At 34.2% G+C, this 14,482-nt stretch carries 15 protein-coding genes; 4 read left to right on the top strand and 11 right to left on the bottom strand.

Going from position 1 to position 14,482, the window contains the following annotated elements:
• Positions 1-39 precede the first annotated feature (39 nt).
• Together AB3U99_RS09070 and AB3U99_RS09065 are read right to left on the bottom strand one after the other, a co-directional pair.
• Positions 40-699, bottom strand: a complete 660-nt coding sequence (locus AB3U99_RS09070; RefSeq protein WP_031534199.1) for a potassium channel family protein — start codon at positions 697-699, stop codon at positions 40-42.
• A 245-nt stretch (positions 700-944) separates the two neighbouring features.
• Positions 945-1,400 carry a TlpA family protein disulfide reductase gene (locus AB3U99_RS09065; protein WP_400246984.1) on the bottom strand — a complete coding sequence of 152 codons (456 nt, stop codon included), beginning with the start codon at positions 1,398-1,400 and terminating at the stop codon, positions 945-947.
• Positions 1,401-1,799: 399 nt separating this feature from the next.
• On the opposite strand from AB3U99_RS09065, the gene AB3U99_RS09060 reads away from it, so the two are divergent.
• Entirely contained in the window at positions 1,800-2,336 is a 537-nt protein-coding gene (locus AB3U99_RS09060) for a mechanosensitive ion channel family protein (protein ID WP_400246982.1), read from the top strand.
• Positions 2,337-2,442: 106 nt separating this feature from the next.
• Here the strand turns inward: AB3U99_RS09060 and AB3U99_RS09055 are convergent, their stop codons facing one another.
• The 5 genes from AB3U99_RS09055 to AB3U99_RS09035 all read right to left on the bottom strand — a co-directional run bounded on the left by AB3U99_RS09055 (position 2,443) and on the right by AB3U99_RS09035 (position 6,493).
• Positions 2,443-3,594, bottom strand: coding sequence for an N-acetyldiaminopimelate deacetylase (locus AB3U99_RS09055; RefSeq protein WP_400246981.1), 1,152 nt, complete (start codon positions 3,592-3,594; stop codon positions 2,443-2,445).
• Positions 3,595-3,682: 88 nt separating this feature from the next.
• Positions 3,683-4,393: a 2,3,4,5-tetrahydropyridine-2,6-dicarboxylate N-acetyltransferase gene (dapD, locus tag AB3U99_RS09050; RefSeq protein WP_400246979.1), complete on the bottom strand. Its 711-nt coding sequence runs from the start codon at positions 4,391-4,393 to the stop codon at positions 3,683-3,685.
• A gap of 93 nt (positions 4,394-4,486) precedes the next feature.
• Positions 4,487-5,386 carry a LysR family transcriptional regulator gene (locus tag AB3U99_RS09045; protein WP_400246977.1) on the bottom strand — a complete coding sequence of 300 codons (900 nt, stop codon included), beginning with the start codon at positions 5,384-5,386 and terminating at the stop codon, positions 4,487-4,489.
• Between the two features lie 99 nt (positions 5,387-5,485).
• Positions 5,486-5,932: a cyclic-di-AMP-binding protein CbpB gene (gene cbpB, locus AB3U99_RS09040; protein ID WP_400246975.1), complete on the bottom strand. Its 447-nt coding sequence runs from the start codon at positions 5,930-5,932 to the stop codon at positions 5,486-5,488.
• A 324-nt stretch (positions 5,933-6,256) separates the two neighbouring features.
• Positions 6,257-6,493: a YkuJ family protein gene (locus tag AB3U99_RS09035; protein ID WP_016200943.1), complete on the bottom strand. Its 237-nt coding sequence runs from the start codon at positions 6,491-6,493 to the stop codon at positions 6,257-6,259.
• Between the two features lie 411 nt (positions 6,494-6,904).
• On the opposite strand from AB3U99_RS09035, the gene AB3U99_RS09030 reads away from it, so the two are divergent.
• On the top strand, positions 6,905-7,138 hold the full coding sequence (locus AB3U99_RS09030) for a glutaredoxin family protein (protein ID WP_400246973.1): 234 nt from the start codon (positions 6,905-6,907) through the stop codon (positions 7,136-7,138).
• A 92-nt stretch (positions 7,139-7,230) separates the two neighbouring features.
• Here the strand turns inward: AB3U99_RS09030 and AB3U99_RS09025 are convergent, their stop codons facing one another.
• Positions 7,231-7,839, bottom strand: coding sequence for a DUF3993 domain-containing protein (locus AB3U99_RS09025; RefSeq protein WP_400246971.1), 609 nt, complete (start codon positions 7,837-7,839; stop codon positions 7,231-7,233).
• A 96-nt stretch (positions 7,840-7,935) separates the two neighbouring features.
• A complete protein-coding gene (locus AB3U99_RS09020; protein ID WP_400246969.1) occupies positions 7,936-9,153 on the bottom strand; it encodes an EAL-associated domain-containing protein in 1,218 nt (405 codons plus the stop codon).
• A gap of 397 nt (positions 9,154-9,550) precedes the next feature.
• Here AB3U99_RS09020 and AB3U99_RS09015 point away from each other — a divergent pair, with 397 nt between their 5' ends.
• Positions 9,551-10,270 (top strand): C39 family peptidase, encoded by a 720-nt coding sequence (locus tag AB3U99_RS09015; protein WP_400246967.1) that lies wholly within the window; start codon positions 9,551-9,553, stop codon positions 10,268-10,270.
• A 901-nt stretch (positions 10,271-11,171) separates the two neighbouring features.
• Positions 11,172-11,639, top strand: a complete 468-nt coding sequence (locus tag AB3U99_RS09010) for a YkyB family protein (RefSeq protein WP_400246965.1) — start codon at positions 11,172-11,174, stop codon at positions 11,637-11,639.
• Positions 11,640-11,823: 184 nt separating this feature from the next.
• On the opposite strand, the gene AB3U99_RS09005 is transcribed toward AB3U99_RS09010, so the two are convergent.
• Positions 11,824-12,729, bottom strand: a complete 906-nt coding sequence (locus AB3U99_RS09005) for a chemotaxis protein (protein WP_400246964.1) — start codon at positions 12,727-12,729, stop codon at positions 11,824-11,826.
• A 312-nt stretch (positions 12,730-13,041) separates the two neighbouring features.
• Positions 13,042-14,346: an MFS transporter gene (locus tag AB3U99_RS09000; protein ID WP_400246962.1), complete on the bottom strand. Its 1,305-nt coding sequence runs from the start codon at positions 14,344-14,346 to the stop codon at positions 13,042-13,044.
• Between the last annotated feature and the right edge of the window lie 136 nt (positions 14,347-14,482).

The following is a 14,482-nucleotide window of genomic DNA, read 5'->3' as shown; positions in this document are numbered from 1 at the left end:
CCATTTGGCGAGCGCTCCCACCGCTTTTCTTATTAATTATTAAGACATTACCTTTTTTTCAAAACGATTAATATCAGAATCCGCACCAATAACAATCAAAATATCATTTTCTCTTATTGGTTCCGATGCCTGAGGAGAAACAATAATCTCCTTGTCTCTTTTTATAGCAACAATAGTGATTCCATATCTCGCACGAATATCTAAGTCAATAATAGAACGACCATCTAATTTGTGGCTAGCTTTTATTTCCACAATACTATGTTCATCAGAGAGCTCTAAATAATCAAGAACATTATTAGAAACAATATTATGGGCAATCCTCTTCCCCATATCTCTTTCTGGATGAACAACTGCATCTGCCCCTATTTTACTTAGTACCTTCTCATGATAATCATTTTGGGCTTTTACAGTTATATTTTTAACACCCAATTCCTTTAACATTAACGTCGTTAAAATACTCGCTTGTATATCCTCCCCAATCGCAACAATAACGTGATCAAAATTACGGATTCCAAGACTCTTTAATACTGTTTCATCTACTGCATTACCGACCACTGCATGTGAAACTAGATTTGCGTATTCATTTACTTTTTCTTCACTTTTATCAATTACCATAACATCCATACCTAGTTCCGTTAATTCCCGACAAATACTGCCTCCAAATCTTCCTAGGCCAATTACCGCAAATGCTCTTTTCACTATTAAATCCTCCAACTATCGTAAAAATTTCATCTCGCATCACGGGCAGTATTATCTCCCATAATAAACATTAATTTTAAGCGAGAAGTCAACACCTATTGACATAACTATCTTATCAGTGCAGGTATAAAACTCCTAAATAATGAAGTTTCACTTTAACTAATTAAACGCCATAATTATAACATTAAATGAAGCTGTATTGATATACTTTCCTTTCTATGTTAAAAGGTTCCTACCTATATTCACTAAGTTAGGTCTACAGGGCTATTTAATACCCGACTTATTCTAGTATCTAACATTTTCAAATTAGTCCCGCCAGCCTGATAGTATCGTAATTTTCCATTTTGATCAAATAAATAATAGGATGGCACATATTCATTTGAAAATGCTTTAGCTAACTGAAATTCATGGTCAACATAAATGGATTGCGTCATCTTATATTCCGCCACAGTTTTTTTCACTAGTTCTATATCTAAATCATGTTCCGAACGAGGAAAATGCACAGAGATAACAGTCAGATTTTCTTGATAAAAATCTCTGTATTGATTTAATTCTGACATAGCCCTTTTACAAAAATAACAGCTTACGGACCAAAAATGAATTAAAGTTGCTTTATTCCCCCATTCTTCTCTTCCCCTTGCTTCTCCATTAATCCATAATATCGGAGCGCTCCATTTCGGGAGTGGATCACCTATTTTCATAGTGCATTTACCCTCTTTCCTTTTCTCTCTTGAAAATATAATATCCCCCCTAGTTTATCAAAAACATATAAGGTAATAAAAAGGTAAAGCTTGACTAGTTAATTTTTTAAAAGGAGTACAACATTAAATGATCTATTTAAACGAATTCAGAACCTATATACAAACCATCCACTGGGAGAATTTTTCTTAAATACTGCCCTTCTAGCATTAAAAATACTGCTTATCCTTCTGAGTTATCTTCTAATTAAAAAAAAGGCATAGCAGCTATTAAATAAATTATTTGAAACCTATATTCAAAAAAACTCCATCTCTCAAGGAAGAGCTTTTACCCCTGAGAGTTTAATAAATAACCTAATTACCTATATACTATTTTTCATTCTCATTATTACCATTCTCCAATTGCTAGGAATCGATGCTACAGCAATAGGGATAATTGGATTAGCAGTCGGTTTTGGAGCTCAAGGACTAGTAAGTGTTCTTGTTTCTGGATTTTTTATCCTATTAGAAAAACAATTAGATGTTGGGGAACTTGTTACAGTTGGAGAATTTCCAGGTACTGTGGAAAAAGCGGGGCTTAGAACAACACAAATTCGAGCCGCAGATGGTACTTTACACTTTATCCTGAATCGAGAAATAACGCAGCTTAGTAATCATTCCCGTGGAGAAATGCAAGCTCTAGTGGATATAGATATTTCAGTGAATAATGATTTGCCGAGAACACTAGAAATACTACAGCAAGTATGTGAACGCATTGCCAGCAAAAACGAAAGTATAACAGATGGGCTAAATACGATTACAATAAGAATAATTGCAAAAACAAAAAATATGGAGCAATGGGGAATGGAACGCTTGATCAGACAAGAAGCGAAAGTAACGCTTGATGAAAATGGGATTCCATTCCCTCAAGCACCCCTTATGATTGAAAAAGAAAGTTAAGGCTTCCAAAAAAAGCTTACTGCTTTCATTCCAATATAAAGCAGTAAGCTTTCTGTTTTCAAATAAGCAACATACTGATAACTACAACATTTATGAAAGCGAACAATTAATTCCCTTTTTTCGTTAAATAAGCAGTTAAAACATTAACAGCTACTTGTAATGCATCTTCTTTCGGATTAAGCTTGCTATGATGTAAACCAAATGGAGAATCAACACCTAGCCAAAACATAAACCCTGGAATATCCTTTAGCATATAGCCAAAATCCTCGCCTGTCATTGCTTCTTTGCATTCAAACACATTTGCTTCTGTTTCGTGCTCGATAAAATCCATAAACTCTCTTGTTAATGGCTCGTTATTATACACTTGGTAATAACCACTACCGAAATCAATCGCACACTCACAGTCATAGCCTATTTCGATACCTTTCACTAAGGCTTGGACTCGTTTTTTTACTTTTTCCATTGCATCACTTGAAAGAGTCCGCATTGTCCCTTCTAGTCTCGCGTTTTCAGCAATGACATTTTGCACAGTTCCTCCTGTGATTTTTCCGATTGTCACAACTGCACTATCAAGGGGATCAATATTTCTAGATACAACAGACTGTAGCTGTGACACAAGACTACATGCTGCAACCACCATATCATTTGTGAGATGTGGGTATGCTGCATGCCCGCCTTTCCCTTTTAAATCAATAAAAAGCTCAGAAGTATTCGCAAATAGCAACCCTGGCTTTACGGCAATGGTGCCTACTGGATATTCAGGAGCAACGTGAAGAGCCAAGATAACATCAGGCATCCATTCTTTAAGCTCTTTACTTTGCAGCATAGGTTCTGCTCCGCCTGGGCCCTCCTCAGCAGGCTGAAATATAAACACTACATCATCTTTAAGAGGGGCTTCCATTATATTAGCAAGTACACCTAAAGCAATTGTCATGTGAAAATCATGTCCACAAGCATGCATTTCTGTAGGGTGCTCTGATAAAAATGGTAATTCTGTTTCTTCAACAATTGGCAATCCATCGATATCTGCTCGGTAGCCAATCGTTTTCGTTGGATTAAGTCCATGAATCTTAACAATAATCCCTGTTTTCCATGTTTTTATTTCTACTCGTTCATTTGAAAAGCTTTGTATTTTTCCGAGTAAATATTGCTGTGTTTTAAATTCTTTAAATCCAAGCTCTGGAATTTTATGCAAATCTCTGCGAATTTTGATTAAATCAATCGTACTCCCCATATAAATCCCTACTCTTCCTTCCATTTTCTAGCGGATCCATTCAATATTGCATTCCTTGTCCTTTACTTCTATAACAAAAGCGTGGAACCTTCTCCACGCTTTTCACTGAAAATTATAGTTGACGTAGCTCTTGCATAATTTCCGTTTTTGATTTTGTTTTATCATCAATTTCTTTCACAACACGTGCAGGAGCTCCTGCAACTAATGTATTTGCTGGGACATCTTCTAGTACAATCGCACCTGCAGCAACTACAGATCCTTTGCCTACCGTAACCCCTTCTACGATAACTGCGTTTGCACCTACTAATACATCATCTTCAATGATAACTGGTTTAGCAGAAGGTGGCTCGATAACACCAGCTAATACTGCACCTGCACCAATATGACAGTTCTTACCTACAGTAGCACGTCCACCCATAATAACGCCCATATCAATCATTGTACCTTCACCAATTACAGCACCAATATTAATAACTGCGCCCATCATAATTACTGCATTGTCGCCAATATCCACTTGATCACGAATGATAGCTCCTGGCTCAATACGAGCTTTAATATTCTTTAAATCTAATAAAGGAATTGCAGAGTTTCTACGATCATTTTCGATCACATAATCTGTTACTTTATCCTTATTGCCTTCGATTACACTTTGAATATCAGCCCATTCTCCGAAAACGACCCCAGAATTTCCGCTGATAAAAGTTTGCACATTATCTCCAAATTCAACTGCAGATAAATCACCTTTCACGTATACCTTTACTGGTGTAGATTTCGTACTATTTTGAATAAATGAAATAATTTCATTTGCATCCATCATTTTCATTAACTAATACCTCCATTATGTATATATACAATACTAAAAATTACTTTACCAAACAAAAGTGATGAAAACAAGCAATAAATACTAATTTTATCGTCAATCCATCTCTTTCTCTGTCTTTTCTTCTTCAAGATATTCACTAACAATTTCTAAAAAAGCTTGTACCTGTTTTAATTGAAAAGTTGCTTCATAGCCAATTAACCAAGTTCCTCTTGTTATCGGCTCATTATGATCATTAAATAACGGAATTCGCGAAAGTGCATTATCTGCTTTTCTTAATGCAATAGAAGGGAGAATACTGTAACCAATACCATTAAAAGAAAGCTGTTTACATGTTTCAATCTGATCTACGATAATGGTATTGTTCGGTGGCATCTGAAAATTCCGATGCCACCAAACCTGTATTTCTTCATAATAGTTAGAATCACTTTTAAATTGGATAAACGGTCGATCTGTTAATACAATATCCTCTAACTTCGCAATTTCTCGATCCACTAAATAAAGAGGATCATCAAATAAATGCATTTTAATTCCTTTCCAATCAGATACTCCTCTTACAATACCTATATGCATGCTATCCTCAGTAACAGATTTCATCATATCGCTACTCCAGCCAGTTACTAATGATACCTTGGCCTGAGGATAGCGCTCAACAAATCGTTTTAATACCTCTGGGAGCCAGTTCTGTCCTACGATACTTGCGACAGCTATCTTTAAAGTTCCATATACTTCTTCTTTGAAAGCATGAATGGATTCCTTCACTTCTTCTTCTTTCTTTAGCGTTTCCATTGCGAATTTCGTAACTAATTCGCCAGCAGCAGTCAGAGAAAGTCCTCTTTGTGACCTAATAAATAATGGCGTTCCCCACTCTTTTTCAATATTTTGCAGCCTTTGAGAAAGGGCAGGCTGTGTGACAAAAAGTCTTTCTGCTGCTTTTCTCATATTCATTTCCTGCGCAAGGACTGTTAATAATTGTAATTCGGAAATCGTTGACATGATATTATCCTCATAAAAAATTTGTTATCAAAAGAGGGATTGAACTCTAATGAAGAGGTGAATAAGAGCGGCAACAGTAGGTGAAGGAAATGTTTTAGATTATTGTTGATTGTTTTGATGTAAATAAATGTTAAGTCGCTTTAATATTGCTCTTCTCGTTAAAATCCCATCAAAATAGCCATCTTCTGTTTCTACACAAATAAAAGGATGGTCTACCAAATGTTTAATCGTATGTAATACAGAACTATTGCTCTTTACTCTTGGCATTACAGTGTTCATAATCGTTTCTACTTTTATTTCTTCTAATTTTTCAAATTCAATTCTTTCTAGTCCAAGTATACTCTCCATAATAATTGGCGTACTAACCAAGCCGTGGAGCTTATAGTGTGCATCTAATACCGGGATTGCTGAGTATCCACTTTTTGTTAAGACTAGCAGAGCGTGTTCTAAACTGTTTCCTACCTGCACATGTGCAACCCGTTCAGACGGAATTAATAAATCATTTAAAGTGATGTTTAAAAACTCTTCGCTGTGCATACTTATCATAGCCGAAAACTCCTCACAAAATATATTTATACCTTATTTTATCATAGTTCTCGGCTTAATGCTCCTTTAACCCTTACTCGTTTTGATATTCCTTACAAATAGTTGACAATGCGGGCATTGAAAGATCACATTTTGATTAGATTGAGCTGTCAGGACATTCTCTAGTTTTTCTTCACGAGAACATTCTGGACAAATAACCGTTGGCATCATATTTATCACCTCAATTATTAGTATGGATCCTCTTGCCTTTTTCATGTAGTTAAAAATATATAAAAAAAGCTTTCTGCATTTGGATATCCCCCATGCAAAAAGCTTTTTGAACCATTACTGAATTAAATCAAAAATCTCAATCGTAATCATATCAACATTATCAAATTGATATCTTTTTGGTTTTTCTTTGTCATTATATACTTCTAGTTCAAACGTTTCTGTTTTTGGATGGAATGTTACTTGACACTTTCTCTCCCCATTCACCTCAAAGAAACGTTGAGTTGGTTCTCCCCCAGTTGCCTGCTCTTGCAGATTTTTTAATCTTGTTAATATGCCTTGTAATTGTGACATGCTCTCTCTCCTTTCAAAACAAACCTTTTGTTAACAATAGGTTTAACTATTAGCATGTTTCTATACACTTTCTTCGTTAAATAAAGTACAATTCGCCTCTTGTGTAAAAATGCCAATACTAACAGAATAAAAGATTGTCGAGAGTTTGTCCAAGTAAAACTGAAAAAAACTAGTTGTTTTTTTATTATTTATTTCATCTGAATATTCCTACTTATAAAAATACAACAAAAAAGCGAGTTCCGTCAGGTAAATTGAAACGTTAATCAGTCTCGGTCATACTATTTAAGTACCCCTCAAGAATTCAAAAAGTAATGCTTCTGTGAAACTAATTCCTTTCTTCCGTTAAAAAGAATTGCACGAAAAAAAATTTCTTTGTATCATTAGAAGAATAATGAATGTAGGAGGAACAAAATGCACCAAATCACGTTGTATACCCAGCCAGACTGTCCCCCTTGCGAATATTCCAAGCTGTTCTTAAAAGAACATGGGTTTGACTTTGAAATAAAGGATATTCAAAAGGATTCGCGTGCGAAAACAGAATTAATAAAGAAATATCAATCTTTTTCAACCCCAACCTTTGTGATAGATGGAACTGTTATTTATGGTTTTGATTTGGAAAAACTTAAAATCGCTCTAAATCTTTAAGAAGAATTCATCAATGTGGCGTAAAAAAACACGTAAATAAGTGCGCCACACTTTCATTAATAACTTTACACCTAAGTCTAGAGAAGAATCCCTTACAAGCTATTTATGGTTAGGCTTTTATGCATTTTGCTATTATGCGTGATATAGGTTACTTGAGTTTCTATAGAAAACAATGGCATGTAAACCAATGTACTATAGTTATTTTCCTTGCGATTTATAATGGTTCGTACCTCTTTATCTGTCAGCATATTTGTTACGAGCCATTTCTCATTCAGCTTTCTTATAAACACTCCTTCATATGCTCCTTCATATACTTTTTCTCCAAATACAATTGGTTCATAATATTCATATAGGAGAATACTATTTTCCTCCGTATCAATAAAGGTTTGATCTGATAGCTGATAAAAAGGAAGATAATATTTTCCGAATTCATTTCCGTAAGTATAAAATCCCCCTTTTTCTCCAGTCAGGTTTTCATTAAGAAATAAATAGATTAGTTCCTCCGAAAAAAAAGGTGCCAATATTTCTTCTATCTCCTCCATATCCCTCGCTTCTTTACTTAATGACACTTGTACCCGAAATGCCTTTTCTACAAAAGCAAAGACTTCATCCCTGCTTGCCAATTGGCTGGTAGCATGTGTGTAATATGGATACATACTCCAAAGCAAAATAATCACCAAAGTAGAGAAGCTTTTTTTCATCCTACTCTCTCCTTCTCTATTTACTTTATTTCTACTAACACTACCCTTTATTCTCTGCATAAAAACAAGCTGAAGAGAAAATCTCTTCAGCTTGTTTTAACTAAGCAGCAATTTCTTTCTGTCAAGAAAATTATAAGATAAATCAATAAACAAATACTCTTTTGCATTTAATGGATATGAATAGGTTCTTACTGTTTCTCCCGTTTCAATATCACTATATAAATCAGACAAAATCCCTCTTTTTTCATTCCGCATTTTAATAATATTTTCTAGGAAATATGGTCGCCAACTCCAATTTTTGTGTGCATATTCAGGCTGAACAATCCAATCACTATCGTATTTAATAATATTTGCAGATTTCTGAAATCCATCTTCATCACATACATACATTCGAAAAGCAACATCTGTTAAATCAGCAGTAAGTAATTTCAAAAGCTCTTCATACGAAGAATATTTCTTATATTTAACAAGCAATGATTGTAATTGAACTTGAAACTCTTCTGTTAAATCAAAGATCGTTGATAATTTTTTCTTTTCTGAGAAAATAAACTCATGAAACAAATCTCTTAATGTCTCTTTTCTACTATTACGATCAACGAAATTTGCCTCAGGATAGTGTAAATAATATCCTTGATAAAATCTCCCACCATTTTTCCAAGCAAATTGAAGCTGATATACCATCTCGATATTTTCAAATAATAAAGTAGCACCAATTTTCCGAGCAAGCATAGACAACGAATATAAAACATTTTGGTAAGCATGCGAGGTAGATGTAGATCGCAAAGCTAATAGATCAATTTTAAGGATGTCAGGGGCCAAATCACCAATTCTGTCTAGATAGCTACTATCACTTCCCATTTTATCAATCGCAATCTTAATGCCATATGTTCGATAATAGAGTAATAAATGGTCTAAATGATAAAATTGTCCATGATAATTTCGCTCTGAAATCTCAAGGACTATTCGATCTAGCTTGAATCCTTTCCCTTCATATTCCAATAATGTTTCTAAAAACGATTCCCCGTCATCTTTCATCAAGATTTCGGCATCTCTATTGATAAAGAGCAATACATCCTCTTCAAGGGATAATGCTTTATCCAACGCTTTCGTTAAAATAACTTGATCTACTTCCACCTTATATTCATCAGGGATTCCTTCATCCAAAAAGAAATCTCCAAGGCTTTCAACACCATCTGCTCCATTATATCTTCCTAATATTTCATATCCGATAACTCGATGTTCATCAGCGCTAAAAATAGCTTGAAAATAAGGGATGACATTTTCTAAATCAGTCAAAATATCCAAAGCATCCATATTTTGATAGCCTCCCCATAAGAAAAGCAAACTCCTTTGCTTATCGCTTCCTTTTTAAATCATTTCATACTTTTTTATTTGAATGTTTTTTTAGTCTTAAAACATCAAACCTTAAAAAGTTCCTATAGTTAATTTATTTTGTAGACAGTAGGCAAAGGCACTTCCCTTTATTCTTAGAATTAAAATAAACCTTATTATATCATATAAATCCCTTGCTAAAGAAACAATGATAGAAAATTCTTTCTATTTTTCTGATTGAAACACATTTTCATCTGATGGTATCATTTCGCAGCCTAGCATAACAAAAAGGTTAGAAGTGTTGGTAATAATATGCCCTTATAATTTGATTGAAACTTCGTATGATAAAAAATAGGAGTTGGCAAGAAAGAGGTAGTATATGCAGTTGTTTAAGCTGTTACTGTTGCTCACTCCCTTTTTCGGGTCGGAGCAAGTTTGGGAATATTTCCATATTGACGAGAGTAAGCCAAAAGTGGAACAAATAAATCAAGTATCTAGCTCCAAAAAAAATACACTGTTAGATGTTCCTTTGATAAAACAAAATCCAGAACTAAAATACGGATGTGAAGTGACCAGTTTGACGATGGTTTTGAATTATGCTGGTGTAAAAGTAGATAAAATGGAGCTTTACAAAAATATTCAGAAGGACTTAGATCCATTGGTTCGAAAAAATGGAAATATTATCAAATGGGGAGACCCAGCTATTGGATTCGTAGGTGATATGACTGGAAAAAAGGCTGGATATGCTGTATTTGATAAGCCAATGGAAGATCTAGTTAACAAATACCTCCCAGAAAGAGCTGTTAACTTAACGAAATATTCTTTCCATGATTTAGAGAAACATGTTCAAAATGGTTATCCAATTGTAGTTTGGACTACAGGCGATTATCGTTTACCGGACAGATGGGAATCATGGGAACACAAGGGAAAAACGATTAAAACACCATTAGACTTACATGCTGTTGTATTAGTTGGCTTCAGTAAGAATCACGTTTACCTAAATGATCCATTAACAGGTAAAAAGAATGTTAAAGTGGATAAGAGGACCTTTATTAAATCCTGGCATGCTTTAAAGTCTAGAGCCATTAGCTATCGGTAAAGGTAACTAATGGCTAATAAATAGACCATTTTTATAAGCTATTTTGTAGCAACATTTAACATGCTGCGTTGATTGCATCGCATATCCTAGATTCTTGTTGAAAGTAAAGTATAAGGAATCCGACTGAAACCAAATGCCTTTATTCTTTCCTCGAGAATCAAGTGTTTGCGAACTGCAATCAACGAGCATCTTTAAAATCAAATCCAACTTACTTTTATCATTCTTCAGCAGAACTTTTAAGAATTAACAACAAGATATGGAGCCTTTGCGTTCCTTCTAGAGGATTCCTTTTTTGAACATGTTTTTCAGAAAACTTGCTTATTATAAGTTTATGAGTCCAGATTTCTATTCATGTTTAAAAGTCCTTAAGAAATTGTTATGCATCTTCACAAGTCAATGGTTACTGAGATGAACCGTTTCAGTAGGGGCTTGAGTTAGAACACTAGGTCTTTTTAGACAGTTTGACGCTTTAAAATCCATGCCACCATTTTGTGACACCCTAAGTAGATTTTTGGTTGGTACTGACAACAAACGATTGTTTTTTCCACTTGCACCACTATTCAAAAAAAAGCAGTGCTTCCTTGCGAAAGTAGCCACCACTGAAATTTTTGGCGTGTACTACAAGCCCCGACAAGTCGAGTACACATGGATGGTTGAACACCCACTAAGCAATGCGCGAAGCAACAGCCTTACGTTTTTGTACTTCTAATGTAATTGGCACCTTAATTTTGATCTTTTCGTCCATTTTCACCACTTCTGATTTTCGTTAAAAAAGGGTAAGCCAGGATTATTTTTCGAATTTTAGATGAATTACAGAAAAGATATTCTCTTTTTATTTCCTTTCTCTCGTAAAAATAGTATAATAACTTGTACAATTTAGAAAGAAAGGAGCATTAACCGATTGAATAAGCAGCAAAAATATCCACTACCAATACAACCTACTGTTGAAAATCTTCTCCAAGCAATATCTGTTGTAAATCGTCACGCAAAAACTGCTCCAAATCCAAAGTTTTTATATAAACTAAAGCATGACAGTTTACATAAGCTATTAGCAGAAGGCAAAGCAAAAAAAATTGGTCTACACTTCTCAAACAATCCAAAATATAGCCAACAACAATCAGATCTATTGATTGCATGTAAAAACTATACTTTTCATTTACCTCCGACTAAAAAGGATTTTGAGGAATTGCCACATTTAGGATCTCTCAATCAAAGTGTTCGAAATCCCAAATCAACTCTATCCTTAACACAATCAAAAAAACTTTTATCCGTTTACACTGGTTTAAAAGAAGATTCGCCACCTAATCAAACAATCCGCAAAAAGCAATACCAAAAACCAGTTTTTAAAAAGCTTGGTGAAAGCTATTAAATTTGCTCTTCCTAAGTTTTTCAAAAAGCGAGGTAATCCTCCTATACGACTACAAATGGAGCTATTGATATTTTATAAACAAAGAAAAGCTGCCAAGCTATTTTGTTCTTTAAGAACAAAATAGCTTGGCAGCTTCCATTTACCGCCCAATAAATTACATGCTTCTCTTTTAAAATATAAATTGTTATAAAATGATATCGTCGATAATGTGAATTAATTCATTAATCTCTGGTTTACTTACTTGAGCATTTGCCCCAACTACCTGCCCCTTATGTCTTAAATCCTCTGTAATTAAAGACGAAAATATAACAACAGGCAATTGGGATAAACTTGTATTGTCTTTAACTAGTTTTGTTAAATGATGCCCGTCCATTTGTGGCATTTCTATATCGGTAATCATTAACTGGGCAACCTCGTCTATAGAAATACCATTCTCCACATTTTTTGTTAAGTAGGCCAATGCTTCACGGCCATTTTCAAAGAATGTAATGTATTGAAATCCTGCAGCATTCAACGTATCTTCCAATAATTTTCTTAGAAGTGCAGAATCTTCCACCACAATTAGTTTCTTATCACTTCTTGTTCTTTCCCCTAATTTTTTCACTTGTTGAACATTTATACCAGATTCAGGATTAATATCTACAACAATTTTTTCAAAATCCAGCAGCAAAATCATCTCTCCGTTTAATTTTACTACGCCAATTATTTGGCTTTCTGATCCATAATAAGTCTCTGATGGTTTTTCAATATTTTCCCATGATATACGGTGGATTTGTGTAACATTATGGACATGGAAAATAATTTTTGTTTTATTAAATTCAGAAACAATATATTTATCCTTTTCCGGAGTATCAGAAGGAGAATATCCTAATACATTTGCAAGATTAACTACTGTTAATACTTCCCCTCTTAGTTCCATAATTCCTTCTACATATGGATGTGCATGTGGTATTGGGGTAATCGGCACTGGATTAATAATTTCCTTTACCTTAATAACATTTATACCAAATTTGTTCTTTCCAACACTAAATTCAACAATTTCAAGCTCATTTGTTCCAGTTTCTAAAAGAATCCCTTTGTCATTTTTCATTTAATCCTGTCCTTTCACGCTTCCAAAAATTCGTTCATTTATGAAGTCCACTATTCATTTATATACCTATTCTTTATATCGGACTTATTATCTATTCTTAAAGTAGGTCTATTCAATTTTCTCCATTTTGAAAATCCATCTACTTACTCGACCAAGAATATCCGTTTTTTTTAATTCAATCTAGAAAATAATTACTTTAAACAATACAGCCATATGGAAAAAGACCGTTCCTAAAGGTAACAGTCAATCAAAGCATTTCCATTGGTTCTTACCCTTAACGGAATATCTGTCTCGTTAGCTTTCTTGAACAGCCTACCAATCTTCCTTGACGCGTGCATGAATCACTAATCCAATAATAGTTAAAATAATTAACGAGCCAAGCGCCATCCTGCTCGCTATATTTCCTAAATCAGCAAACATGAATGTAATTGTACCATATAAAAATGGACCGAGAATGGAAGATACCTTACCAGAAAAGGCAAATAGGCCAAAGAATTGTCCTCTCTTCTCTTCTGGGGTAATATCAACAATATACGTTCTTGTCGTTACCCACATACTTCCTAGAGCAACTCCAAAAAGACTACCAGCTACCCAGAATAATCCTTCATTCCAAGCAAATGTTGCAATAATCAAAGCGATAACTAATAATACCCCTACATATCGAACAGCTCGATATGCCCCAATATTTTTCGTTATATATCCAAAGATAAAGGATCCGATAATGCTTGCAATGGTTGACACAAGATATAGAATAATAAATTTGCCTGTACTTAATCCAATAATCGCATTTGCATAAACTGCCATCATAGCAATTGTAGTTGCTAATGCATCATTAAGAAAAAAATAGGCGAGCATAAATGTGAAAATCTTCCGATAATTCTTCATCTGCTTAAAGGTTTCCGCTATTTCACGATATCCTGAGAAAATAGATTGTTTTTGGACATTTGCTTTTGGTTTATCTTTGATGAAATAAAATAATGGCAAGGATAAAAGCAAAAAGAGGATCCCAGTTGGAATAAATGATTGATTATAAGCCCCATCATCTATAAATAAATAAACAGATAATCCAATAAGTGTTCCAATATAACCTACTGCAACACCAAATCCGGAAATTAACGGGATTTGTTCCTTGCTTCCTAAATCAGAAATCATTGTATCGTAAAATACTAAGCTTGAATGATACGTAAATTTAGATAGTATAAAAAAGAGAATAACAAAACCTAAGGACATTGGTATTCCGAACATCATTTGTGAAAACTGAATAGACGAAAGGATCCCCATAGCAATCGTTCCTACTACTGTTAATAATGTTAGGATTACAATATATTTCTTCTTTTTTCCTGTTCTGTCCATAATTACTCCAAATAACGGTGTAAAGATAACTAACAGAAAGCTTGCAAGGGCATTTGCATACGAAATAAATGTGGATGCTATTTGTTTCTGCACTTCATTTGAACCAATAATTTCCTGTAAATACAACGGGAAAAAGACTGTATTAATATTAGACGAAAAAATGGTATTAGCAGCATCATATAATGCCCATGAAAGAATTGGCAAAGAAAAATATAATGCCAGTCCTTTTTTTTCCATTTGAACTTTATTAGTTATTGGCTCCATCCATCAAGCGCTCCTCTCAAAAAAGCAAGTATGTTCATTTACATACTGTTAATTGTCCCCCATAAGAACCTTTTGGCTATCCATAATGCTCTTGGTGCCTAAAGTGCATTATGGATATTTAACAAAACTAATTATT

The sequence above is a fragment of the Niallia tiangongensis genome, assembly GCF_044704065.1.
GTDB lineage: Bacteria > Bacillota > Bacilli > Bacillales > Cytobacillaceae > Niallia > Niallia tiangongensis.
This window is presented reverse-complemented; position numbering and strand designations above follow the sequence as displayed.